The organism is Corynebacterium jeikeium (genome assembly GCF_028609885.1).
GTDB lineage: Bacteria > Actinomycetota > Actinomycetes > Mycobacteriales > Mycobacteriaceae > Corynebacterium > Corynebacterium jeikeium.
The window spans coordinates 1,401,429-1,425,664 of record NZ_CP063195.1; the positions used below are offsets into that span (position 1 = coordinate 1,401,429).

General features: G+C 65.1%; 19 protein-coding genes. 2 read left to right on the forward strand and 17 right to left on the reverse strand.

Annotated elements, in window-relative coordinates; all coding sequences use genetic code 11:
- Positions 1-22: 22 nt before the first annotated feature.
- The 15 genes from CJEIK_RS06215 to CJEIK_RS06285 form a co-directional block, all read right to left on the reverse strand.
- The gene (locus CJEIK_RS06215) at positions 23-3,658 is read right to left on the reverse strand and encodes a hypothetical protein (protein ID WP_172457281.1); all 3,636 of its coding nucleotides are present in this window, start codon (positions 3,656-3,658) and stop codon (positions 23-25) included.
- A 21-nt stretch (positions 3,659-3,679) separates the two neighbouring features.
- On the reverse strand, positions 3,680-7,168 hold the full coding sequence (gene smc / locus CJEIK_RS06220; protein WP_077536113.1) for a chromosome segregation protein SMC: 3,489 nt from the start codon (positions 7,166-7,168) through the stop codon (positions 3,680-3,682).
- Positions 7,169-7,196: 28 nt separating this feature from the next.
- On the reverse strand, positions 7,197-7,598 hold the full coding sequence (locus CJEIK_RS06225) for a GtrA family protein (RefSeq protein WP_005295346.1): 402 nt from the start codon (positions 7,596-7,598) through the stop codon (positions 7,197-7,199).
- A 6-nt stretch (positions 7,599-7,604) separates the two neighbouring features.
- A complete protein-coding gene (locus CJEIK_RS06230; RefSeq protein WP_005295348.1) occupies positions 7,605-9,080 on the reverse strand; it encodes an alanine/glycine:cation symporter family protein in 1,476 nt (491 codons plus the stop codon).
- Between the two features lie 115 nt (positions 9,081-9,195).
- The gene (mutM, locus tag CJEIK_RS06235; RefSeq protein WP_034965010.1) at positions 9,196-10,062 is read right to left on the reverse strand and encodes a bifunctional DNA-formamidopyrimidine glycosylase/DNA-(apurinic or apyrimidinic site) lyase; all 867 of its coding nucleotides are present in this window, start codon (positions 10,060-10,062) and stop codon (positions 9,196-9,198) included.
- Entirely contained in the window at positions 10,055-10,789 is a 735-nt protein-coding gene (gene rnc / locus CJEIK_RS06240; RefSeq protein ID WP_005295354.1) for a ribonuclease III, read from the reverse strand. Before rnc ends, mutM begins: the two co-directional genes overlap by 8 nt.
- Before the next feature lie 24 nt (positions 10,790-10,813).
- Complete coding sequence (locus CJEIK_RS06245; protein ID WP_005295358.1) at positions 10,814-11,356, reverse strand: YceD family protein; 543 nt, start codon at positions 11,354-11,356, stop codon at positions 10,814-10,816.
- A gap of 18 nt (positions 11,357-11,374) precedes the next feature.
- Positions 11,375-12,130, reverse strand: coding sequence for a DivIVA domain-containing protein (locus CJEIK_RS06250; RefSeq protein WP_005295361.1), 756 nt, complete (start codon positions 12,128-12,130; stop codon positions 11,375-11,377).
- A gap of 59 nt (positions 12,131-12,189) precedes the next feature.
- Positions 12,190-12,675, reverse strand: coding sequence for a pantetheine-phosphate adenylyltransferase (gene coaD / locus CJEIK_RS06255; protein WP_005295363.1), 486 nt, complete (start codon positions 12,673-12,675; stop codon positions 12,190-12,192).
- 10 nt (positions 12,676-12,685) lie between these two features.
- Entirely contained in the window at positions 12,686-13,255 is a 570-nt protein-coding gene (locus CJEIK_RS06260) for an RsmD family RNA methyltransferase (protein ID WP_005295366.1), read from the reverse strand.
- A 63-nt stretch (positions 13,256-13,318) separates the two neighbouring features.
- Positions 13,319-13,546 carry an acyl-CoA carboxylase biotin carboxyl carrier protein subunit gene (locus CJEIK_RS06265; protein ID WP_005295369.1) on the reverse strand — a complete coding sequence of 76 codons (228 nt, stop codon included), beginning with the start codon at positions 13,544-13,546 and terminating at the stop codon, positions 13,319-13,321.
- A gap of 54 nt (positions 13,547-13,600) precedes the next feature.
- Positions 13,601-15,766 (reverse strand): ATP-dependent DNA helicase RecG, encoded by a 2,166-nt coding sequence (locus tag CJEIK_RS06270; protein WP_005295371.1) that lies wholly within the window; start codon positions 15,764-15,766, stop codon positions 13,601-13,603.
- A 3-nt stretch (positions 15,767-15,769) separates the two neighbouring features.
- A complete protein-coding gene (locus CJEIK_RS06275; protein ID WP_248623863.1) occupies positions 15,770-17,275 on the reverse strand; it encodes a DAK2 domain-containing protein in 1,506 nt (501 codons plus the stop codon).
- Positions 17,276-17,382: 107 nt separating this feature from the next.
- On the reverse strand, positions 17,383-18,051 hold the full coding sequence (locus CJEIK_RS06280; RefSeq protein WP_005295374.1) for a uracil-DNA glycosylase: 669 nt from the start codon (positions 18,049-18,051) through the stop codon (positions 17,383-17,385).
- Positions 18,052-18,060: 9 nt separating this feature from the next.
- Positions 18,061-19,047, reverse strand: coding sequence for a thiamine-phosphate kinase (locus tag CJEIK_RS06285; RefSeq protein ID WP_005295377.1), 987 nt, complete (start codon positions 19,045-19,047; stop codon positions 18,061-18,063).
- Between the two features lie 61 nt (positions 19,048-19,108).
- Between CJEIK_RS06285 and CJEIK_RS06290 the strand changes: the two genes are divergently transcribed.
- Positions 19,109-20,254 carry a DUF3515 domain-containing protein gene (locus CJEIK_RS06290; RefSeq protein ID WP_005295379.1) on the forward strand — a complete coding sequence of 382 codons (1,146 nt, stop codon included), beginning with the start codon at positions 19,109-19,111 and terminating at the stop codon, positions 20,252-20,254.
- 648 nt (positions 20,255-20,902) lie between these two features.
- Here the strand turns inward: CJEIK_RS06290 and CJEIK_RS06295 are convergent.
- Entirely contained in the window at positions 20,903-22,024 is a 1,122-nt protein-coding gene (locus CJEIK_RS06295; protein ID WP_005295385.1) for a D-alanine--D-alanine ligase family protein, read from the reverse strand.
- 57 nt (positions 22,025-22,081) lie between these two features.
- Positions 22,082-23,086, reverse strand: a complete 1,005-nt coding sequence (locus CJEIK_RS06300; protein ID WP_005295387.1) for an NAD(P)H-dependent glycerol-3-phosphate dehydrogenase — start codon at positions 23,084-23,086, stop codon at positions 22,082-22,084.
- 164 nt (positions 23,087-23,250) lie between these two features.
- On the opposite strand from CJEIK_RS06300, the gene CJEIK_RS06305 reads away from it, so the two are divergent.
- Positions 23,251-24,234, forward strand: coding sequence for an NUDIX hydrolase (locus CJEIK_RS06305; protein ID WP_005295390.1), 984 nt, complete (start codon positions 23,251-23,253; stop codon positions 24,232-24,234).
- Positions 24,235-24,236: the final 2 nt, after the last annotated feature.

Below are 24,236 nucleotides of genomic sequence, written 5' to 3' on the forward strand. Positions count from 1 at the left end.
TCCACGAATTATGCACCTTCCGTCAGACAGTCGGCCCGAACACGCCGCGCACCATGGCATCTGCCATGACGATGTCCCCGGTCACTAGGTCTGGCACCAGCCGCGCCATGGCCGCCCACCCCGGGTAGGCGCTGAGCAGTTTGCCCAGGCTGGACATCTTCTTGTGCGCGTACATGCGGGTGGCCAGGGCGAACACCATGGAGATCACGGGCGTCAGCGCCCAGCGGTTTTCCGGAGTGTCGGTATCCACGCCCTCCAGGCGGTCGAAGCGCACGCGCGCGGAGAGGTACAGCTGACGGTTGGCGGCCTTCACCTTGCGCAGCAGCGTAACTGCGGTCTTCATCAGCTCCGGGTCGCCCAGCAGTTCGGAGAGCTCGGCGCGCTTGTTGAAGGTCTCGAACACGGCGATGAGGCGACTGTTTTCCTCGCTCAGCGCGCCCGGCACCACTCCGGCCTTGCCGAAGAACATGTCCAGCACGGCCTTCTGCTGTGCGGGGTCCATGTGCGCGATCTGCACGGTGGTGCTGTCGATGCACGCGGTGTCCAGGGACACGTCGCGGCCGGTATCGACGGTCTGCACGGCGGGTTGCCCGGCGACCTTCTTGAGCTCCTGCCGCAGGCGCTTGTCTTGTTCTTTTTCTTCTGACGCCCCTTCGGGGTCAACCAGCGACATATCCCCCAGGATCTCGAGGGCTGCGATCCACGGGGGATTCGAGCGCTCGGCTTCGGCTCCCACCAGGGTGGAGTGCACCAGTCCGGAGAGGATGAACTGCGCGGGGCGGTCGGCAGCGGGGACCAGGGACTGCGACATGGCGTGCACGGATTCCCGCGGGTTGTTCGTCAGCGCGGTGCGCAGGTTGTCCAGTACGTCGAAGCGTCCGCGTAGCCAACCGGCCTGCACGTCCCAGAGGGTGGAAAGCGTTGCAGTATCGCTGGGGAGTTCTTCGGATTCGCCCGCCAGGAAGGCGGCCAGCTGCACCCACGGGTCGGTGTCGGCGTCTTCCTTGTTGGCCCCGAAGTAGCCCTCGGCCTGTGCGACGGCGGCGTGCTGGCCGGCGGCGACGGGAGCCCGCAGGTAGTTGAAGCGGTCGCGGCCGAACAGCTGCACGCTCAAGGGGCCAGCGCCCACGAGCTCGGCGGGCAGTGTGCCCTGGGCTAGAGCACTCTTCTCTAGGGTGCCTGCTGCACTGGGCGTAGCCTGCAGCTCCACGAAGTATGCGGGCTGCCAGGGCGCGGTGATGGGCCAAACCCACGCTCCGGCACCCGGCGCGCCGAACTGTACCGGCGTCTCTTCAGATTCGTCCCCGCCGTGGATGAACAGGGCATCCCCATCGACTGAGGCAGTGTAGTCGAACCCGGGCCCGATACGGGCCAGGCGCACGCTCACGCGGCGGTCCTCCACGAACTCCAGCTCGATGGCTCCGGAGGTCAGTGTGGCCAGGGACCCGGCGGCGCTGGCGAGGTCCACGAACCAGGTGACCTCGTCTATCGTTTCCAGCTTCAGGGTGCGCACGGGCGAGCCGTGGTGGTTGCGGATCACCACGCGGGCGTCGTCCATCAGCGCCAGGTTCTCCGCCTTGGAGCCCATGCCCGGACGGAATCCAGGGCGCACGCGGAAGCGGGTCTGCGTATCGATGGAACGGGCGGAGACTTCGATGGGGTCGGTGCGCCACATCGGATCCTCCCCCTGCATCGTCAGCTGGTAGCGCAGGCGGGAGGGCTTGACGATGACGGGCAGGGCATCGCCCGCGTCGGTCTGCACGACGGTGGTGCTGAAGCGATCGGTGGGCCCGAGCTTCTGCGGCGGGATCTTCTCGAAGGGCTTCTCCCCCGGCAGCAGGCGCACCGTCACGGGGCTTAGACCGCCAGCCATCGGCAGGCGCGTTTGATTGCTGGGGCCGCCGAATTCCATCTCCAGGGAAAGCCCCTCTACCAGGGCGTATTCGTGGCGGAAGGATTCGTTGCGGGGGCCGCGCAGGCGCACCAAGTACTCGCCTACCCAGGGGCTATCCCACGCTTCGGGGTCGAAGACGTCGAACACGCCGCCTTCGGCGGGAACCTCCAGCGGTTCCTCGTCGGAGACGGCCTCGCCGGTCTTGCCGGGCCCCGCATAGGCGGAGACGGAAAGGTACCAGATCTCGTCCGCGCCGGAAATCGTCGGCGGGAATTCCACCTGCAGGCTCTGGGAGTGGATCACCTTGCCGGAGGTGGTCTCCACGCCACCGACCACGTCGTCGGGCTCCACGAACTGGGCGCGCTGGCGCGGGTCCACGGCACGAACTCCGGCCATGGACGGGCTGCGCTCGCCCGGCTTGGCGATGTGCAGGCTCAGACATTCGCTTAAGTCCAGCAGGCGGATGACCCAGCCGTTCCAGCTCTTCATCGGCTGTTCTTCCAGCACCGGGATGTCCGCCCCGGTCACCGGATCCACAGCGGCAGTCTCGGAGGGAACCACCACATACACCTGCTCGTGGTGCAGGGAAACCCGGTCCGTCAGGTCCGTGCCGCGGATGGTGAACACCAGCACGGGGTCCTCGGTATCCACCAGCGGTAGCTGCCAGTGCTGGCCGTCGTTGGCGTTGCGCACGCTGACCTTGCGCAGCGGCTGGCGCACGGGAATGTCCAGGATCTCGGTCACGGCCCGGCCCGCGTTATCCGCATGCATGGTGCGGAAGGCGGCGGGTTCGCCGTCGAAGTCCACCCGCCAGCGCACTTCGGTGTGTACCTTCCCCTCACTCTCCAGGGGCTGCGAGGGCAGGCGCAGAACCACGCGCTGGCGCAGCGTATCTAGCTGCAGGCGCGGCTGGTCTTCGCGGTGTGCCACGCCCACGCTGTGACGCCGATCCTGCGTGCCCACCGGCCTCTCCCGCAGCTCTTCAATCACATCCTCCAGGATGAGTGCGGGCAGCTCCACGGCGGGAAGCGTGTACTCCCAGGAGTCCGGGTGCGCGGCGGCGTGGGAGACGATCTCCACGATCGGGGCGATCAGCTTCACCGCCGCCTCCGGCAAGGTGGCACACAGCGGACCTACCTGGCGCGGTTCATCGGCCAGCTCGGCCACAACTGCCCGCGCAATGTCGGCGGCGTCGGCTCCCTCCCCACTGTCCTCACTGGCTTCACTGTCCGCCCGGCGGTTATCCACCAGCTCGATCAGCTCCGGCACCCAGTCAGAGGCAATTCCTACGTGCGCAAATAGTCGCCCGAGCTCCCCGTCCGGCCCGCCGGATACCGCATCCATGGGATCCAGCCCAGCGGCGGAGAGTAGTTCCCCAAAACGCCCCTCGATCAGCTGGGTACGTGTGGGCGTCGGCTCCAAACCAAGGCCGTACCAGTACTCGGCTGGCAGTTCCGAGACCTCGTGGAACCGCGCGGCGCGGGAGAGCAACGTGGCGATTGTCAGCGCGGGACAGGCCTGCAGCAGGGCCTCCTCTGTGGAACCGGCGGCGACTTGGCGGGCGATGAAGGTGCCGAAGAAGCGGCTGGTGCGCTCCAGCTCGTCGCCGTCGATGTCTAGCTCTACGAAAAGTTCCACGTCGGCCAGCTTTCCGGCCAGAGCCGCCTCGGTGGACGAGGCCCACGGCAGGAGCGAATCCTGCATGTCGGAGATCGGGCTGGTGGTAGGTGCTGCGCTGGCTGGGATCTTCTCGCTGGAACTCACGCAACCATCCTACGTCACCGGTCAGGCGGTCTTCTCGGGAGCCATCCTCTGCGAAATCACCCTGGTCACGCCATCGCCGCGCATTGTCACGCCGTACAGCACATTGGCTACGTCCATGGTGGGCTTCTGGTGGGTGATAACGATCAGCTGGGAATCCTTCCGCAGCTCCTCGAACAGGGCAATCAGGCGCCGCAGGTTCACATCATCCAGCGCGGCCTCGACCTCGTCCATCACGTAGAACGGGCTCGGGCGGGCCTTGAAGATCGCCACCAGCATCGCCAGGGCGGTCAGGGACTTCTCGCCACCGGACAGCAGCGACAGGCGCTTGACCTTCTTGCCCGGCGGGCGAGCCTCGACTTCGATGCCGGTGGTCAGCATGTCGTCCGGGTCAGTGAGCACCAGCCGGCCCGCGCCACCCGGGAACAGGGTGCTGAAGACCTGCGGGAAGGCGACCTCGACGTCCTGCCACGCCTCGGTGAACAGTTGCAGGATCGTGGCATCCACGTCCGCGATGACCTCGTGCAGGTCATTGCGCGCCCGCTCGACGTCGTCCAGCTGCTGGGCCAGGAAGTTGTATCGCTCCTCCAGCGCTTTGAACTCCTCCAGCGCCAGCGGGTTCACCTTGCCCAGGGAGTTCAGCGCCTTCTCGGCCTTCTTCAGCTCGGCCTTGGTAGCGGCCGCGTCGAAGTCCTCCGGCAGCTCCTCGGCCAGCAGCTGCTCGGCGGTGAGTCCCAGCTGCTCCATCGCGCCGGCCACCGCCTGCTCGATCTTGACCTGCGCCTGGGTGCGCGCCAGCTCAGCGGAGTGCGCGTTGTCGTTCATGCGCCCCAGGTGCGCGGTCAGCGCGGAGACCTTGTCGCGCTGCTGCGCCATCGTGGACTGCCACTGCTTGTGCGCCTGCTCGGTGTGCGAGCGGTTGGCCTCGGCAGTGGCCAGCGCGTCGGCGATGCGTTCGGCGATGCGCTGGGCCTGTTCGCGCACGCACGTGGCCATCTCGCGGGCGGCGGCGCGACGGGCCTGTTGCTGCTGGTGGTGTTTACGCGCGGCTTCTTCCGCCCGGGCTTGCCGGCGCAGGTTCTCCGCCTTGCCACGGGTAGATTGCGCGCGTTCCTCGGCGGTGCGCTGGGCCAGGCGGGCTTCCATCTCCATGGTCTTGATCTGCGAAAGGTGCAGCGCGGCAGCATCTCGTTCAGCCGAGGACGGCTCGGTCGTGTGCTCCTCGTCGTCCACGCGCGCCACGCGGTCGGCCAGCTCGTCGAGTTCCTCAGTGGCCTTCGCCAGGCGCTGTTCGGCGGATTGTTGCTCGGCGGTGCTGCGCTCCAGCTGGCGTTGCGCTGCCTCGCCCTGCTTCTGCAGTGCGCTCAGGCGCTTGGCCGCCGCATCACGCAGTGCCCGATGCTCCTGTTCCGCCGCGCGCGCCGCAGCCGCGGCGGTACGCAGGTCGCTGGCCGCGTCGAGTGCACCGGATAGTGCGGCCTGCAGGTCGCCTAGTTCCTTCTTTTTCTTTGTGACGCCCTCTGTCTCCGCCGCAATCTTATCCGCCAACTCGACAGGGGTTGTCCCGCCGGAGCCGCTGGCGACCCACCCGGCGCCGTAGACGGAGCCTTCCTTCGTCACCGCGCGCAGGCGCGGGTCCGCGGCCACGACCTTTCGGGCTTCCGCTGCACTGCCCACGGCCACGACGTCCACCAGCAGGGCTGTCAGGGGGCGCAGCAGGTCGGCGGGCACGTCCATCAGGTCCAGCAGCCACTTGCCTGCGGAGACGTCCGTATCCAGGCGGAACGTCGCGCTCGTGTCCCCCTCCGGGGCTCCCGGGTCCAGCAGCACCGCGCGGCCTTCGCGGGCATCGGTGAGGGCGGAAATGAGGGCGTCAGAAAGAGGGGCAACAATTCCCGAGCTCGCCGCATCGCCCAAAACGGCGGCCGCGGCGGCACCCCATCCGTCGTGAATGTGCAGCTGCTCGGCCAGGCGGCGGGTAGCGATGCCCTCCTTGTCGGCGGCGCGGACAACCACCGCAGCGCCGTCGGTGGGTGTCAGGCGGTCCTGCCAGGCGGCAATGGTGGCCTCGGCGGTGGCGATGTCGCGCTCCAGCTGCAGCTGCTCGGCGCGCAACTGTTCGGCGCGCTCCTCCGCGCCTGCGGCCTCGCGGTCGGCCTGGGTGCGGGTTTCCTCCAGGTCGCCGCCCGAAGCCTCGGTCTCGCGCAGAGCCTCCTCCGCCTCGGTGATGTCCTCCATCAGGCCGTCGAGGGTTTCCTGCTGCTCGGCAGCATTTTCTTGCAGGCGCTCGACCTCCGCGGCGGCGTTGTCGCGCTGGGTGGCGGCGGCCTCGTGCTGGGCCAGCAGGCGCACCACGCCCTCGCGCCGGTCGGCAATGGCGCGGACCTGGGCGAAGTGTTCCTGCTCGGCGGCGTGGGCGGCCTCCTCTGCCTCCGCGACCTGTTCGGCGATCGTCTCCAGCTTCTCAGCGGCGATCTCCACGTTCTCTTCCAGCTCCGCCTGCTCCTCGGCGGCGCGCTCGGCGCGTTCCAGCAGCTCTTGCGGGTCGGGGCCCGACCATTCGGCGACCTGAGCCTGTTCCGCGCGGTCGGTGGCGATACGCAGGGTGGCGGAGTTCTTCTCCTGCACTGCGGACAGCCGGTACCAGAGGTTTTTCGCCGCCTCGGCTTCCTCCAGGGCTGTGCGTAGTTCTTCCTCGGTGACGGCCAGAGTCTCGCTGTGTTCCTCCAGCTCCGCCTGCAGTTCAGCGCGCTGTTCGGCCAGCATTTCGCTGCGCCGCGTCGAGTCGTTGAGCTCCTCGGATAGCTGCTTGACCTTGTGCGCAGCCAGCTGCACGCGCGTGCTGCGGATGGTGGCCTGCACGGCGGAGGCCTTCTGCGCGGCCTCTGCCTGGCGCGCCAGCGGCCCGAGCTGTTTGCGCAGCTCGTCGGTCAGGTCGTGCAGACGGTCGAGGTTGGCCTGCATGTTGACGAGCTTGCGTTGCGCCTTTTCTTTTCGACGCCGATGCTTCAGCACACCAGCGGCCTCCTCGATGAAGGCGCGGCGCTCCTCGGGGCGCGATTCCAGGATCTGCGATAGTCGGCCTTGCCCGACGATCACGTGCATTTCGCGGCCGATGCCGGAGTCGCTCAGCAGCTCCTGGATGTCCATCAGGCGGGCCTTGGCCCCGTTGATCTCGTATTCCGAAGCGCCGTCGCGGAACATGCGGCGCGTGATGGAAACCTCGGAATATTCGATGGGCAGCTTGCCATCGGAGTTGTCGATAGTCAGAGTGACTTCCGCGCGCCCCAGCGGCTTGCGGTCCCCCGTTCCGGCGAAGATGACGTCTTCCATCTTCCCGCCACGCAGGGTCTTCGCCCCCTGCTCCCCCATGACCCAAGCCAAGGCATCCACAACATTGGATTTTCCGGAACCGTTGGGCCCCACCACAGCGCAGATGCCTGGCTCTAATTTCAGGGTCGTCGCGGACGCGAAGGACTTGAATCCTTTGAGCGTCAACGACTTTAAGTGCATTGCCTGATGCTATCAAAGCGATCCGGCGCTAAGCAGCTTCCTGCGCCCTAAACACCCAAGTGTTTTGCAACACGAAGTTGAGAACTGTAGCGACGGCCTGGGAGACGAACCACGACCAGAACAGTATGTGTGGCAAGTCAGTTCCCCAGTTCCGCATCAAAGCATCGACGACAACCGCTGTTAAGAAACAAATGGTGTAAACCACCGCGGCGCGAGCCTTCTCAGTTCCCGAACGATCCCCCTGGAACGTGAAGAAGCTGTTGAGGTAGTAGGCAACCGTGCTTCCCACAATGTAACTGCAAGCGCGCGCGACGAAGCCAATGACTCCGAGATTGAGCAGCAGCGTCCTCGTACCGAAGTCAAAGCACGCCCCTACCACGCCGACGAGCGTGAAGATTACGAGTTTCCTGGTTAGCGCGGGCAGTTCCATCTGTTCTTAGGCGGTTGCGCCGTTGTGAACCTCACGGCGCTGGCACTCCGGGTCCGTGCCATCCCAGCACTCGACGTTCTTCAACTCCGGCAGGCTGTCGCGGTGGAAGATCGGATCCATGCCCGCGGCCTTCTGCTGGGAGAAGTCCCGCAGCAGCTTGATGGCCACCCCGCCCAGCGGGACGATGGCGCAGAGGTTGATCAGAACCATCGTCGCGGCGAAGGTGTCGGCCAGAGACCACACCAGTGGGACGGTACCGATGGCGCCGCCGAACACGCAGAGCACGACGAGCACGCGGAAAATGTTCAGCTTGGTCTTGGACTTGGTGAAGTACTCCACGTTCGCCTGAGCCAGGTAGTAGTTGCCCAGCACGGAGGAGAACGCCAGGAAGAACAGAATGATCGTGATGAAGTGAGTGCCCCACTCGCCCACCTGAGCCGACAGCGCGCTCTGGGTCAGGTTGGCAGTCTGCACGCCTTCACCATAAGCCGGATCGGAGAGCAGGATGATGAAGGCCGTGATGGTACAAACCACCAGCGTGTCGAAATACACGCCCAGGGTCTGCACCAGGCCCTGCTTGACCGGGTGCGATACTGCCGCGGTGGCGGCGGCGTTCGGTGCAGAGCCCTGGCCGGCCTCGTTGGAGAACAGACCACGGCGCATGCCGTTCATGAACGCCGCACCCAGGGTGGCACCGGCGATCTCCTTGATGCCCAGGGCGTGCTCCACGATGGTGCCGAACATCGCCGGAACCTCGCTGATGTTGATGGCCAGAACGATCACACCCAACACGATGTAGGCACTGGCCATGAGCGGGACGATCACCTGGGTGGCATTAGCGATGCGCTTCACGCCGCCGAAGATCACCAGTGCGGTCAGTGCGGCCACCAGCAGGCCCGTAGCGACCTTCAGCCAGGTGGCGTCGGGCGCAATGTTGGGGTTCAGGGAGTGCAGGGACGAGCCCGCAGCCTCCGCGATGGAGTTAGTCTGCACGGCGTTGTACACAAAGCCGTAGGTGATGGTGATGGCGATGCCGAAGATCAGAGCCAGCGGCTTCGCGCCCAGCCCCTTGGTCATGTAGTAGGCCGGGCCGCCCACGTAGCCGTCCTTATCGCGGGTTTTCCACAGCTGCGCTAGCGTGGCCTCCACGAATGCGGTCGCGCCACCGACCAAAGCCACGACCCACATCCAAAACACCGCGCCCGGCCCGCCGAGAGTGATGGCGATAGCCACGCCCACCACGTTGCCTGTACCCACGCGCGACGCTGCCGAGATGCTGAACGCCTGGAATGCGGAGATGTTCTCTCCGCTCTTGCCGACCGCCGGTTCCTTCACCGAGCGGAACATGTCCGGCACCATGCGGATCTGCACTACCAGGGTGCGAATGCCGAAGTAAGCTCCGGCTGCGAGCAGGAAGACGGGGATGATCTTCCAAATATTTTCGTTCAGCGTATTCGCCACGAAATTTTCAATTGTTTCCATGCGCAGAAATTTACCCGAAACTAGTGCCAGAAAATAAATGCGACATGTTCACTTTTCTTGGCCTATCCTTGCAGCTCAGGAAGCTTTAAGGTTTAGCCGTCCACCCGCGCTACCCCTACTTCTGGCACGTCGCGCAATAGTGCGTCGATCGCCCGCCAACGACAACCCGCTTGATCGGCGCCCCGCACCTCTTGCAGGCTTCGCCGCCGCGCCCGTAGACGTTCAGCGAGCGCGAAAAGTACCCCGACGCACCGTTGACGTTCACATACAGCGAATCGAAGCTGGTTCCGCCCTGCTCCAAGGCACGCTCCATCACCTCCGCCGCCGACTGCAGAACCCGGTGCAGGGTGGGCCTACTCAGCAGCGCCGCGCTGCGCCGCGGACGCACTCCGGCCAGGAACAGCGCCTCGTCGGCGTAGATGTTGCCAATCCCGGAGACGACCTCCTGGTTCAGCAACACCATCTTCACCGCCGCACGCTTGGACTTCATCCGCTCCACCGCAGCCTGCGCGTCGAAGGCAGGCTCTAGCGGATCGGCACTGATGTGGCTGACATTCTGGGGTAAAAAATTTTTTGGTGACGCCACCCCGGCCCCCACTGCCCACGGATCCGGCACGGCCTTTTCCAGCCGCCACTCGCCGAAGGTTCGCTGATCCACGAAGCACAGCTCACGCCCATCGGATAGCCCCGCCCGGATGCGCACGTGCGGGGATTGCACCTGGCCGGGCTCGGCCACGAGCATCTGGCCACTCATGCCCAGGTGCACTTGCAACAGGAAGTCCTCGCCGAAATCCAACCACAAGAATTTTCCGCGGCGTTTAACTGCGGAGACGGTGGCGTCACGAAGAAAAGAAACAAGAACTTCCGGTTCCCCAGAGCGCACGGCGCGCGGGTGACAAACCTCGACGTCGGTAAAGCGGCGGCCAACCAGATGTTCTTCGAGGCCGCGGCGGACGACCTCAACCTCTGGGAGTTCAGGCACGCTCGTTGAGCTTCTGCACGGCCTGCTTAGCAGCGGCGTGCTCGGCGACCTTCTTGGTGTGGCCCTCTCCGTGGGTCACCAGATCCTCGATGGTGACGGTGGCATAGAAGGTCTTGTCGTGCTCCGGGCCTTCGCCGCGGACCTCGTAGGTGGGCAGGGGCAGCTTCATGTCGGAGAGCTTCTCCAGCAGCACGGTCTTCCAGTCCATCGTCAGGCCGGTGGTGGGAGCCTCGGTGATCTTCTCGGCGAACAGGCGCAGCACCGTGGCGCGGGCAACGTCGAAGCCGTGGTGCAGGTAGATCGCGCCGAGCATGGACTCCACCGAGTCCGCCAGGATGGAGTGCTTGTCTTTACCGCCGGTCAGCATCTCGCCGCGGCCGAGCAGGATGTAGTCGCCCATGCCGAGGTGACGTGCGACATCCGCCAATGCGTACATATTCACCACGCCGGAGCGCATCTTAGAAATGTCGGATTCCGCGCGCTCCGGGAACTGGCGGTACAGCTGCTCTGCGACGGCCAGGCCCAGCACTGCGTCCCCCAGGAACTCCAGGCGCTCGTTGTTCGGCAGGTGGCCGTTTTCGTTGGCGAAGGAGCGGTGGGTCAGCGCCAGTCGCAGCAGGTCGTCGGGCAGGTCCACGCCCCACGCTTCCAGCAGCGGTGCGTGGTCGGACTTGCCATAGGCGGCGTTGAGCGCGGCCTCGCCGGTCAGTCGGCGTTTACGAGCCATTGGGTTTCGGGTTGCCTTTCCTTTTTAGAGGTTCTTGAACTTCTCCAGGCCGGCCCAACGTGGGTCCGGGCGGTCCTCTTCCTCGACTTCCTCACTGATGCCGTCCGGAGCCGGGGTTTCCTCTCGGCACTCAGCACCGTAGTCAGCGCACACGGGGCTGAACGGGGCATTCAGGCCAGCCTCATCGATGACAAGCTGGGTGATGTCGATGGCGTTATCTTGCACCAGCAGCGGCTCTTCCTCGTCCTCTGCATCGTCGCCCTCGGCACTGTCATCGGTGATGAAGTCCGGGGTCAGGCCGAAAACGTCGCTGATGGAGTACTCCAGGGTGGTGGAAAGCTCCTGCAGGCAGCGGGAGCACGTTCCCTTGGCCTCGCCGCTGACCTGCAGGTTGGCCATAATTGCCTCGCCCAAGTTCGCCAGGGTTCCATGAACTTCGACGGGTGCGCCCTCTGCCACGCCCAGCATATTGCCGCCCCACGGTACGGGTGACGCCCCTTGGGCATCGACCGGCTCGCTGAGTCCAGTAGGGATGTCGCCGACTGCAAGAACGAAGGGGTTACTCATACCCTTCTTTTTACCCGTCTATCGCTGCTGACGGTAACCGCGGGGGTCGGAATCGTTCTGGTATCCGGCAGTGCCGTTCTGGTATCCGGAAGCACCGGCACCCTTGCGCAAGGCGGACCGGTCGCGGTTGACGGTGCGCAGCGTGGTGGTGAGGGTGTCCTCGAACTCGGCCAGGGTGGAGTCAACGTAGCGGTCGCACTCGGTGCGCAGTCGGTCGGAGTCCGCGTGGGCGGATTCGATGATGCGGTTGGCCTCGGCCTCGGCGTTGCGGACGACCTCGGAATCGGAAACGAGGCGGCGCTGCTCGGCCAGGCCTTCGTCAACGGAGCGCTGGTAGCTGGCGTTACCTTCGCTGACCAGACGCTCGGCTTCGTCGGCGGCGCGGCTGGTAACCGTCTCATACTCGCGACGGGCATCGCTGACCAGGCGATCTGCCTGGTCCTCGGCCTGGGCGACGGTGTTGGTCGCACGATCCTGGGCTTCCTGGAGGATCTGGTTGGCGCGCTCCTGCGCGTCCTGCACGATCGCGTCGGCCTCGGAATTTGCGCTGGAAATTGTAGCGTCAGCCTGGTCCTGAGCGTCGGCAATAATGTCCTCGCGGTGGTCGAGGACGTCCTGCGCGTCATCCATCTCGATGGGGATCGCGTTGCGCATCTCGTCGAGGATGTCTAGCACCTCGCGCCGCGGAACCATGCAGTTGGAGGTCATGGGCACGCCATAGGCCTGCTCCACCATTTGCTGTAGGTCATCCATACCCTGGAATGTCTTGTACATGGCATCCACTGTGCCATCACTTGACCTCAACTACAGGTTTAGACACGCCTTCGCGGGCGCTAGCCGCGGAACTTCTCCTCCACCGCCGCGACTACCGGCTCCGGCAGCAGCCCGGAGACGTCCCCGCCGTACTTAGCTACCTCCTTGCACAGGGTGGAAGACACATACCCGTACTCCGGGGAGGTCAGCAGGAAGTACGTCTCCGCACCCGACAGGCGCTGATTCATCTGTGCCATCGGCAGCTCATATTCGTAATCCAGGGAGCTGCGCAGCCCCTTGACCATCGCCTGAATATTGTTCTCATTCAGGTAATCCACCAGCAGCTTGTCCCACGTATCGACCGTGATGTTTTTCGGCCCATTGGGGATGGCAGCGATGGACTTTTCGATCAGCTCGACTCGCTCCTCAGCCGTGAACAGGCCGTTCTTGTTCGGGTTATAGGTCACCAGAACCACGACCTCCTCCCAGTTGGCAGCGGCGCGGGTGAAGATATCCAAATGGCCCAGTGTGATGGGGTCGAAAGATCCGGGGCAAACTACTCGCATGGCACCTAACCTAACCCTCGCCCCGCCAAATCGCCATGTCGAACCGGGCGATTCCGTACGTGCGCTTCTTTAGCTTCTGTCCGGTCGGCTCGAAGCCCTCCGGCCACGCGGTTTCGGGTGAGGCACTATTGCGCTCGACCACCACGACGGCGTCACTAGTAAGAACAGGAATCAGCGCCTCCACCATCTCGGCGACAGCCTCGTCGGCTAGCTCGTAGGGTGGGTCAGCCAGCACCATCGTGTAGTGGTTGCGTGGGGCACCGGCCAGGAAGGATGACGCCTTCGCCTCCACTACCTGCACTTTCGCCTCGGGCACCACACGCGCGTTGTCCTTGATTACCTTGACCGCCGCGTCGCTGTTATCCACCAAGGTGACCTCCTTGGCTCCGCGGCTGGCGGCCTCCAGCCCGAGGGCACCCGAGCCGGCGAAGAGGTCCAGCACTACCTCGTCGACGAAGCCGAAGCGGACCTGCAGGGAGGAGAACAGTCCCTCGCGGGCGCGATCCGAGGTGGGGCGGGTCCCTTCGCTGGGCACCTTAATGCTGCGGCCGCGGGCGGTTCCGGAAATGATGCGTGTCATAGTGCTATACAGTCCTGCCTAGTTTTTCTCGTGATGGTTGCTCGGGGTTCTTGCTCGTGGTCGTTATTGGTGCTTGTCTTTTTGGGCCTCGACCCACAGGATCACGTCTCCTCCATGCACATCCACATAGTCCTGAGAGTTCGTCCTGCGTACCACCCCTGGCCCCGGCGCGAGGACGGGCGCTTCCAACTTCAGCGATTCCACCGTGCACAGCGCGTCGCCGGTGTTTACGGTTTCTCCGTCGGCGACGAGGAAGTGCACAACTCCCGCGAATGGGGCACAGATTTCCATGCCCCAGAGTCTAGCAACTGGGTTGGCTAGCTCTTCTCCCCTAGCTCTTCTCCCCTAGCTCTTCTCGATGTAGTCCTGGTCGTCGATCTCGATGTCCACCACCAGCGAGCGTGCCAGCTGCTCGTCGTACGCCACCAGTGCCTCTGCGTAGTCGCGCGCCGATTCGATGATCTCGCCGTCGGTGCTGAGGTCTAGTAGTGACGCCCTTCGCGCCGACCGCCCCGACTGATCCTGCCCCAGGATGTCTCCTTCGGTACGCATCTTCAGGTCTTCCTCCGCCAGGCGGAAGCCGTCGTTGCTTTGCGCAACCACCTGCAAGCGGTGGAAGGAGGGGCTATCCGGCGCGGCGGTGGTGTGCAGCAGACACAGCGAGTCCCGTCGCCCACGGCCGATACGGCCGCGCAGTTGGTGGAGTTGGGAGAAGCCGAAGTTCTCGGCCTCCAGGATCATCATCATGGAGGCGTTCGGCACGTCCACACCGACCTCGATGACGGTGGTAGCGACCAGCACGTCGATCTTCCCGGCGGCGAAGTCCTGCATCACCTGGTCCTTGTCAGCGGGGTCCATCTTGCCGTGCAGCATCGCCACGCGGCAGCCGGGTAGTTCCTCGGTGGCGATGCGCTCGCACCACTGTTCCACGCCGGAGTGGCCTTCGATGCGGGGCGCAACCACGTAGGCCTGGCCGCCGGCCTTGATCTCCTCACCCATGCGCTCCCATGCGCGCCGCACCCAGCGGTACTTATCGGCGGGCACCACCACTGTCTCGATGTCTCCGCGCCCGCCGGGCTTACCGACCAGTGTGATGGGCGTCAGGTCGCCGAACATCGTCATTCCGACGGTCCGCGGGATCGGGGTGGCGGTCATGACCATCATGTGCGGAGTGGCATCCACCGGTGCGGATTCCCGCAGCTTGTTACGTTGCTGCACGCCGAAGCGGTGCTGCTCGTCGACAACCACCATGCCCAGGCGGTAGAACTCCACCGAATCCTGAATCACCGCGTGCGTGCCGACCACAATGTCGGTCTGGCCGGAGACCAGGTCCAGGAGCGTGCGCTGCTTGTCTGCCTGCTTCTGGCTTCCGACCAGCACGGATACCCGCACGTCGGTGTTCTCCAGCATCTTCACCAGGCTGCGGGCGTGCTGCACGGCCAGGATCTCCGTCGGCGCCACGAAGGCGCACTGGTAGCCGGAGTCCACGGCCCACAGCATGCTGATCAAGGCCACCATCGTCTTGCCGGAGCCGACCTCGCCGTGCAGCAGCAGGTTCGCCGGGGTGGTTCCACCCAAGCGGGAGCCGATGTCCTCCAGCGCCATCTTCTGGCCGGCGCTGAGGTCGAACGGCAGCCCCGCAATCAGCTTTTCCACGTTCTCGCCCGGCGCGAGCGCCATGCCGGTGCGCTTGGTGGCGTCATTGCGCCGCAGAGCCATGACCAGCTGCAGTTCTAGCGCCTCGTTAAACTTCAGCCTGCGTCGGGCGGGTTCGGGTCCGGCTTCGCTCGGCTGATGGATGTGCCGCAGCGCGTCGGCGAAGCTGATCAGGGGGCGGCCTTTTTCATCCGTGGGCCAGGCGGGCGCGCCGGGGTTGCGGCGCGGCAGGGGCAGGAACTCGCCGGGGTCGTCCATTACCCGCAGTACGTGGTCCATCACTCCCAGCATCTCCGCGGTGGAGGTGCCGGGGCGGCGCTTGTAGCCGGCCATCCACGGCTTGGCCAATAGTTCCTGGGCAGCAGTCTCGGAGCCCATGACGTCCACTATTGTCTTTAGCGGCCCGAACATGCCGAACTCCGCATCCAGGGCGGGCAGGATGGATACGTAGCTGGGGTTTTTGAGCTCCCACTGGCCGTTGAACTCGGAGAGCTTGCCGTGCAGCAGCATCATCGAGCCCCTCTTGATGCGCTTCCGGTGGTAGGCCACGTTCCCAAATAGCGCGGAGCGGAAGGTCCGCACACCGTCGGTGAAGGTGAAAGCCAAAAATTTTCTGGGGCCCCGCCCGGAGTGGTTGTCTTTCTCCCCTACGCTGAGGATTTCCCCTGCACAGGTGTACTTCTCCCCCACCCTCAACTCGTCGAGCCCCTGCGGCGAGCCGAGCCGCGCGTAGGTGACGGGGAAGTTCAGCACCGCATCGGCGATAGTTTTGATGCCGGGTTTATCGGCCAGCCGCTTCGCGCGATCGTTGGAGATCGCAACCGACAGCGGGCGCGAGTCCTGCCATCCCAGCATGGGTTACTCCACCCCGATCTGCACCAGGCACGGGTCGTGGTCGTTGCCTTGCAGCTCGATGTGGTGGTCGTCGATCTGCACGTCCGGGTACAGCTCGGCGAAGGTGGCCTTCAGCCCTTCGATGGTGGCCTGGTCGGTTGCCGGGGCGCTCCACAGCAGGGTCACGAGTTCGCCGCCGTCGGCCAGCATGGTGCTGAGGGTATCGACCATCGTGTCGGGCGGACAGGTGGCGAAACGCTGAGCTTCGACCGCGTCGATCATTTCTTCGACGTTGTCGTCCCAGTCCACGGTGGGGTCGTTCACCGCTAGTGCCGCTAACCCACCAACCAGCGATTTCGTGTCGATAATGTCGACTTCCCGCGCCCCGTCCAGCCCCTGCAGCGCGGCGACATCCTGTCCGTTGGTCAGCACGGCTATCGGCCCTGCGCCCAGCCCCTGCACTGCTTCGCCCAGGGTTTTATTGTTTGGTGACGCCACCGCCACTGCCCCCGCAGCCTCGAAAAGTCGCGCGACTCCGCCGGTGGGCGTGAGCGCCACGATGAACGGCCCCTGGTCTTCCGCCTTAGGCTCACCGGTCGTCGGAGCAGGCGTGCCCTGAATTCCGGGGTGGCTGGCTTCCCCGTCGGCCGGCAGAACCTCGATGCGCAAGTCGGTGACAGTTCCAAGGGCGAAGGCCTTCTCGATGACCTCGCCGGCTCGGTTGGTGTGTACGTGCGCGGTGCCTGACTCCGGGGCCAGTGGTCCTACGATCACCGAGTTGCCGTGAGCCTCCAGCAGCTCCCGCAGGGTATCCAGATTCCCCTCGAAGAAGAACATCACTTCGACTTCTTGCTGGGTTCGGTCGTGGTCGGGCGTGGGGGCGTCATCAACGAGACCCGCACCGTCCAGAACATCGACCAGGGCCTGCAGGATCACCACCAGGCCCTGGCCGCCTGCGTCCACAACCCCCGCTTCGGCGAGGACGGGCAGCTGGTTGGGGGTGTTGGCCAGGGCTTCCTCGGCGGCGTGGAGGGCGCGGGTGGCGACGTCCGCGAGGTTCGGCTCGGCTTCGTGGGCGGCGGTGGCGGCAGCATCGAGCACGCTGATGACGGTGCCCTCGACGGGCGTGGAGATTGCGGTGCGGACAAAGCCCACCGACTGCGAGAGAGTATCCGCCACAGCTGGGCCGTCGATGTGACCCTGCGAGGCCGCCTCGGCGAGAGCGCGCATCACCTGGCTGAGCACCAGGCCGGAGTTTCCGCGGGCGCCACGAACTGCGCCGGTGGCCAGGGCGATGGTGACCTCGGGGAGGCTGGCGCCTTCCTCCAGAGCATCGACCGCAGAGACTGCGGTGGTCATGGTGTGCGCCATGTTGGAGCCGGTATCGGAATCCGGGATGGGGAAGACGTTCAGGGCGTTAATCGCCTGGCTCTGCTCGCGCAGCCGGCTGGCCGAGAGGCGCGCCCACTGGGCGACAACGCGCGCGTCGAGCTGAGCGGGCGCCTGCTCCACCGGTTGCGCTTCAGCCACCGGTTGCGCCCCTGCCTTCCTGGATTTCACTCCCACTACCCTAGCGAACCAGCCGGACAGCAGGGCGGTTTGTGGGATCGTGGCGCGTTAGGGGTGTGCACGGCGGGCTAGAGCCGCCAGTCGACGCGCGCGCCGCCGGATGCCTCCAGGATCGCGTTTGCCCTGCTGAAAGGGTGCGAACCGAAGAAGCCACGGTAGGCCGACAGCGGCGAGGGATGCGGGGACATCACGCAGCGCTCCGCGCCGATGAGCGGTGCCAGCTGCTGGGCCTGCTTGCCCCACAGGATCGCGGCGAAGTGCGGGTTGGCGGCGACTTGGCGGACGGCAGCTTCGGTGATGGCCTCCCAGCCGCACCCACGATGGCTGCCCGCGTTCCCCGCCTGGACGGTGAGCACGCGGTTGAGCAGCAGCACCCCGCGACCGGCCCACGGAGAAAGATCCCCGCTGGTGGGGGCCGGTAAGCCGAGGTCATCTGCATACTCGGTGTAGATATTCTTCAGCGACTTCGGCAGCGGTTCGCCTTGGGGAAGCTCCGCGGAAAACGCCAACCCCACCGAGTGCCCGGGCGTGGGGTAAGGGTCTTGCCCGACGATCAGCACTTTCACCTGCGTGGGGTCGGCCTCGAAGGCCCGCAAAATTTTTTCTGGCGCGGGCAGGATCCGCGCCTGCTGCCCCTCAGCCAGTGCGCCCTCCAGCACCGACTGCAGCCCCGGCAGATACCACGCCGGGTGGATCCGCTCGATCAGCTGGTGTGCTTGCTTACGTACGGAACTCATGCCTGCTCCTTACACCGACTGCCAACCGGACGTAAACGGCGGACGGCCGCCGTCGACCAGCACATAGTCCCCCTCACCGTCCCCCTCATCCGAGAGGCTGCGTACAGTCCCGATGCGGCGGTAGCCACTGGGCATGCGGGCGTCCGTAGTTCCCAAAAGAGTATGGTCCTCGCCGCCGGTGTAGATCCATTCCAGTGGGTTCTTGCCCGTCATCTGCGCGGCATGCCGCAGCTTCTCGTCGGGCACCAGAGCCGCCCCATCGAGGTCCAAGCACACCCCGGAGCGCTCCGCGATGGCACACAGGTCCACGATCAACCCGTCGGAGTTATCCGTCATGGCGCTCGCACCCGTAGCGCGGGCGACGGATCCACGGCCCGGCTCCAGGCGTGGTGCGCAGTGCCAATCCGCCAGCTCGTTGAGGATCGGATCGTTCGCCGGGATCGCCTTGCGCGAGCCATAGTGGCGCAGAATCGCCAGACCCGCCGCGCTATAGCCGATCGGTCCGCTGGCGATGACCCTCTGCCCCACGCCCGCGCCGTCCAAAGTCAGCGCTGCAGCAGGCCCGGAGATCTCGCCCAAGGCGGTAATGGAAATGACCAAGTCTTTGCTGGTCACAACGTCCCCGCCGACTAGCTCCGCCGCCCACGGGGAGGCTCCTTCGTCGATGCCGCGCGCAATATCCGCCACCGTCTGCAGCGGCAAATCCCCCGGCGTGGCGATCGCCATCAGGATCGCGGTGGGGCGTGCTCCCATCGCCTGAATGTCCGCGAAGTTCTGCGTCACTGCCTTCACCCCGACCTCCCACGGAGTCGAGTAGTCGAACGTGAAGTGCCGCCCCTGAACGAGGATGTCCGTCGAGCACACGTGCCGTGAATTGGTGCCTGTGGGCTCCAACACTGCGGCGTCATCGCCATTAAGAGAACTCGGTGCAGCTTGGCGGATCGCCGCGATGGTGGCGGCCTCCCCTGCCTCTGCCACGGTCAGTGAAGTGCGCATGCAGCCTTTCGGTCGAGTGATGCTTGGGGTACCGCGATAAGTTTAATTAAGATGGTGCGCTATGAGTGACGAATCCACCTCCCCCGTGTCTACCCCGCGGTACCTGCTGGTGCTGTCGACGGTGCTGGCCCTTCTGCTGATTGTTGTGGTGATCGTGGCGGCGAAAATCACGATGGATAAGAAGGTTTACGCGCCGGTGGCAATGGGGCCGGTGGATGCGCCAGAGGCATCGTCGCAGGTGTGTGCCGATTTCGTGGCTGCGCTGCCGCGGGATTTGGATCGTTTCCGTTCTGTGGAGGTGCGCGACCCGGCGCCGGATGGAGCCGCGGCTTATCGTGACTCTTCGGGCGCGGAGCTGTCTGTGCGGTGCGGGGTGAATGTGCCGGATCAGTACACGGTGTTGTCGCCGGTGTTTACTTCTGGTGATGCGCGCTGGACCGCCGTTTCCGATGCTACACCGGGCTCTGACCTGCGTACTTGGTACGCAGTCGGGGGTTCGCCCGCGGTCGCGGTGACGGCTTCTTCCGATGTGGGCAGCGCGCTCGAGGGGGTTGGTTCTACTCTTTCTTCTCTTTATGACGCCAACTCTCCAGCAAAGCCCGCCCCCTACCCGCTGTCGGAGGCTCCGGTGGCCGGCAGCTCCGGTGGTTCCGGCGAGGCTGGCGGTTCCGGTGAGGCTGATGGTTCCGGTGAGGCAGGCGGTTCCGGCAAGACTGACGGTTCCGGTGAGGCAGGCACATCCGGTGGTGCGACCGAGTCCCCGGTGTGCCGCAAGTTCCTGGAAACTCTGCCGGATTCGCTGGGCGACTGGCGACTGGTTCACATTTCTGCCGGCAGCTCCAAGCTGAAAAACGCTGATGCGCTACCCGAGGGTGTGGACGAGTCGGTGTTCGACAAGGCACCGAGCGGCTCGGCGACTTACCTGGCCGAAGGACATGAGCCGGTGGTGATTCGCTGTGGCCTCGAAATACCCGAGGCCTATGAGCCGGGGGCCAACCTGACCCAGGTAGATGACGTTCCGTGGTTCTCCGATCCCTCGCTGTCGCGCGGGTCAACGATGGGCCACTGGTATGCCCTGGGCCGGGAGCAGATTGTGGGTCTGGCGATGCCGCAGTCCGCCGGCGAGGAGGTCATCACTTCCGTGACCAGCGCAATCTCCGATTCCCTCAAGAAGACTGAGAAGCAGCCCGCCGCTGCCCAGCAGTAGCCGCCCGCCCCTGCAGTAGCCTGCCCGGCATTAGCGACACTCCACACCTGCCACAGGATCCCCCCGGCCCCGCCACCCAACTCCCGGGTCCACCAGAAGCAGCCTGCCCAGTGGAGTCCGTCAGAGGCACCCTGACCACTTCAGCCCAGCACACCCCACCTGCCACAGGAGCCTCACGTGCACCATGCCAAAAGTGCCAAATGTCGGAAAAGTTGCAAAACGTCGGATCGCCTCTCCCGACATCGTGAGCATAAAGATTCTGACCTGCATATTTACACTATTGACAATGTACCCCAGTAACAAATTGCAACTTTTCCAACACTTTCGCCCACCGCAACCCAAAAACCTGCACCTGTTCCGGCGCCCCCTCTCACGCAGGCCGGTAATGGGCACTCCGCGTGGTCAAATGTCGTTAGAACGGGAATACGTCGCCACGACTGGAGCCATGCAAAATCGCGCAAGCCCCTGACCTGCACATTTAGGTTAAAGAAAACCGGTAGCAATAACGGATTCCCGTTCTAGCGACATTTGCAGGCCACGGCAGAGCCAGCCAGCCAGCAGAGCCAGCCTGCTAAAGCCACGGTGCAGCCAGCCAGCAGAGTCAGCCAGCCCCAGCCCCAGCCAGCCAGGGCCAGCCAAGCGAGCCAGCTAAGCCAGGGCGCGGGCGATCAGCGCACTGACCAGGTCACCAAAGCTCACGCCGTCAGCGGCGAACATCTTCGGATACATCGAGATCGGCGTAAACCCAGGCATCGTGTTGATCTCGTTCAGCACGGGCCCGTTCTCCGTGGCAAAGAAGTCCACGCGCGCGATGCCGTCGCACCCCAGCGCGTTGAACGTGCGAATGGCCAGTTGGCGGATCTCCTTCAGAGTCTCCGCAGGTAGCGGCGCCGGGATGGTGGCGGAGACGGTCGAGTCGACATACTTGGCGTCAAAACCATAGAATCCTTCGGCACCGTCCTCAGTGCCATTCAGCATCGCCGGAACAGAAGACACGATCGAGCCATCCGCGTGCTGCAGCACACCGCACTCAACCTCGGCGCCGTGGATCATGGCCTCCACGATCACCTTGTTGTCGTGGGAAAAGGCCAGGTCAACGGCGGCGTCGAACTCCTCCCAGCTGTCCACCTTGGAGATGCCGATGCTGGATCCGCCGCGTGCCGGTTTCACGAACACGGGCAGCCCCAGCCGCGCCTTCTCCTCGGCAGTCAGCTCGCGCGGCTGAAGCAGGATCAGCTCCTCGCCCACCGGGATGCCAGCCTCGCGCGCCAGCCGCTTGGTGAAGTCCTTGTCCATGCCCGCCGCCGAGGCCAGCACGCCGTTGCCGACGTACCGCACACCAGCTAGATCCAGCACGCCCTGCACGGTGCCGTCCTCGCCGTTCACGCCGTGCAGCACCGGGAAAACAACGTCCACCTGCGCAAAGACTTCGCCTGCCTGCGGCCCGGTCACGTAGCGCATCTCGCCCGCCGCACCAGAGCCCGCAGAGCCGGCCGTACCAGCACCGCCAAACGTCAGCTGCACGTGCACGCCCCCGTCTTCCACGCGCGGCATGTCCCGCCCGTCCGCGCGCAGCTGCGAGGTGTCGGTCGTCCCGGGCACCCATGCGCCGGCTTCGGTGATCCCCACGGGAACCACCTCGTAGATCTCCGGGTCCAGGTGGTCGATCACCGCACCTGCGCTGATGCAGGATACGGAGTGCTCAGTCGACTGCCCGCCGTACAGAACGGCGACGGTGGTTCGTGCGTGCTTCTTGGGTTCGTTACTCACGGGTTTTTACCTTAGCCCTTTTCTGGACGCCACATCCCCACCGCCCCGCAGTTTCCCCTACTCTGCCTTCCGGCTGCGCCCAAGCAGCCCCATCATCACCTGCTGCACGTCTGCGGCTTCGTGGCACACTCCCACGACGGCTTCCGTGATCGGCATTTCCACGCCGACCTTCCCCGCCAGCTCGAACACGGACTGGCTGCTGACCACACCCTCGGCAACCTGGCCCTTAGTCGAGGCAGCAGCCTCTTCCAGGGTCTCCCCCTTGCCCAGGTGCTCGCCGAATCGGCGGTTGCGCGACAGCGTAGAGGTACACGTTGCCACCAGGTCGCCCATGCCCGCCAGGCCACTGAGTGTCCGCGCGTCGGCTCCGACTTCCAGGGCTAGGCGGGTGGTCTCCGCCAGGCCGCGGGTGATCACGGTCGCGGCGGTGTTGTCGCCGAATCCCATGCCCGCGGCAATGCCCGCTGCCAGCGCGATGACGTTCTTGCAGGTGCCTGCGATCTCACAACCAATGACGTCCGTGTTCGTGTACGGGCGGAAGTAAGGCGCGGCCACGGCCGCTTGGATCAGCTTCGCGCGGTCCATGTCGGTGCAGGCCACGACGGTTGCGGCGGGCTGGCCTTGTGCCACCTCGCGCGCCAGGTTCGGCCCGGTCAGCACGGCCACGCGTTCACTGGGCACGCACGCCACTTCGGAGATCAGCTGGCTCATCCGCAGGCCGCTGGAATGTTCGATGCCTTTGGCCAGGCTCACCAGGGAGGCGTCTGGGCCGATCAGGTCGGCATCTGTCCATTTCTCCAGATTCCCGCGCAGCGATTGCGAAGGCACACCCAGCACCACGATCTCCGCGCCGTCCAGGGCCTCGGCGGGGTCGGAAGTCCCGGTCAGTGATTCCGGCAGTTCGATATCCCCCAGGTAGGCGCTGTTGCGGTGATTGTCGCGTACGTCCTCGGCGACTTCGGAACGGCGTGCCCAGAGGCGGACCTCGTTACCGGCGTCGGCAAATACCTTGGCAACAGTCGTGCCCCAGGATCCTGCGCCCATCACTGCTACTTGCACCATCTGCTTGTTGCCTTCCCACCTGCACTGCGTGCGCTTATTTGTCTGCTTGAGTTCGATATAACTTTTGGGTTCGTTATACGATTGTCGGCAATAGTCTATCGAAAGGGATCCCTTTAAAAGTGATCACTCACACAGGAACTGGCGATCTTTCTACGTCCCTGGCCATGTCGCGGCACGATCAGGGGCACGTGACCCGCATCGGATCCCGCCCCAGCGAGGAGTTCGCCCGCCCCACCTTCGCCGCGGGTGCCGTTATTTGGCGCTTTTCTAAGGACGCCGCCGCCTCCGCCCCTTCCGCCCCAGAGTCCACGGACGTGGAGATCGCCCTGATCCACCGCCCCCGTTACGATGACTGGTCCCTGCCGAAGGGCAAGGTCGATCCGGGCGAGAACTTGCCGGGTACCGCCATGCGCGAGATCTGGGAGGAGACTGGCTTTGACGTGCGCCTGGGCTGGCTTCTGGGCTACGTCCACTACCCGGTCGGTTCGCGCACGAAGGTGGTGTACTACTGGACTGCCCAGCACCTGTCCGGCGAGTTCGAGGCCAACGAGGAGTCCGACGAGCTGCGTTGGGTCTCCCCTGCCGAGGCGAAGGAGCTGCTGAGCTACGATGCTGACCTCAAGGTCGTGGATGCCGCCATGGGGCTGTTGCAGCTGGGTTGCGACCGCCGTGTGCTGTACGTCCGCCACGCGAAGGCGCACGCCCGCGAGGGGTGGGCTGGCGATGATGACCTGCGCCCGTTGACGAAGAAGGGCCGCCGCCAGGCGGAACTGCTGGTCTCTGAGCTGTCGGGTTACCGCCCGGAGGCGATCGCGTCTGCAGTGCCGGTGCGCTGCGAGCACACGGCTGCGCCTATCGCTGAGGACTTGGGCCTGGAAGTTTATTATGACGCCAACCTGGGCGATGCCGGGTGGGCCGCCGATTCGGATGCAGCGGTGGATGCGTTCCACGCCGCCACGACCGCGCCTGTGTCGATGGTCGTTGCCCAGGGCACGGTGATCCCCGGCGTGCTGGCCCGCGTTGCGGGCGAGCACGACGTGGAAATTGAGGATATGCGGGTGAAGAAGTCCAGCACGTGGGTGCTGCACTTCGCCGGGGACAAGCTGCTGGGGCTGGATTACCTGGCCAGCCCGCTGTCCGTGAAGTAAGC

Bases quoted from the DNA above. Each gene is read 5' to 3' on its own strand.
- CJEIK_RS06245 (WP_005295358.1), bottom strand. From the start codon at position 11,356: ATGAGTAACCCCTTCGTTCTTGCAGTCGGCGACATCCCTACTGGACTC.
- CJEIK_RS06270 (WP_005295371.1), bottom strand. From the start codon at position 15,766: ATGCTGGGATGGCAGGACTCGCGCCCGCTGTCGGTTGCGATCTCCAAC.
- CJEIK_RS06230 (WP_005295348.1), bottom strand. From the start codon at position 9,080: ATGGAAACAATTGAAAATTTCGTGGCGAATACGCTGAACGAAAATATT.
- CJEIK_RS06265 (WP_005295369.1), bottom strand. From the start codon at position 13,546: ATGGAAATCTGTGCCCCATTCGCGGGAGTTGTGCACTTCCTCGTCGCC.
- smc (WP_077536113.1), bottom strand. From the start codon at position 7,168: ATGCACTTAAAGTCGTTGACGCTCAAAGGATTCAAGTCCTTCGCGTCC.
- CJEIK_RS06280 (WP_005295374.1), bottom strand. From the start codon at position 18,051: ATGAGTTCCGTACGTAAGCAAGCACACCAGCTGATCGAGCGGATCCAC.
- coaD (WP_005295363.1), bottom strand. From the start codon at position 12,675: ATGCGAGTAGTTTGCCCCGGATCTTTCGACCCCATCACACTGGGCCAT.
- CJEIK_RS06305 (WP_005295390.1), top strand. From the start codon at position 23,251: ATGTCGCGGCACGATCAGGGGCACGTGACCCGCATCGGATCCCGCCCC.
- rnc (WP_005295354.1), bottom strand. From the start codon at position 10,789: ATGGCTCGTAAACGCCGACTGACCGGCGAGGCCGCGCTCAACGCCGCC.
- CJEIK_RS06285 (WP_005295377.1), bottom strand. From the start codon at position 19,047: ATGCGCACTTCACTGACCGTGGCAGAGGCAGGGGAGGCCGCCACCATC.
- CJEIK_RS06300 (WP_005295387.1), bottom strand. From the start codon at position 23,086: ATGGTGCAAGTAGCAGTGATGGGCGCAGGATCCTGGGGCACGACTGTT.
- CJEIK_RS06225 (WP_005295346.1), bottom strand. From the start codon at position 7,598: ATGGAACTGCCCGCGCTAACCAGGAAACTCGTAATCTTCACGCTCGTC.
- CJEIK_RS06260 (WP_005295366.1), bottom strand. From the start codon at position 13,255: ATGACACGCATCATTTCCGGAACCGCCCGCGGCCGCAGCATTAAGGTG.
- CJEIK_RS06290 (WP_005295379.1), top strand. From the start codon at position 19,109: ATGAGTGACGAATCCACCTCCCCCGTGTCTACCCCGCGGTACCTGCTG.
- CJEIK_RS06250 (WP_005295361.1), bottom strand. From the start codon at position 12,130: ATGTACAAGACATTCCAGGGTATGGATGACCTACAGCAAATGGTGGAG.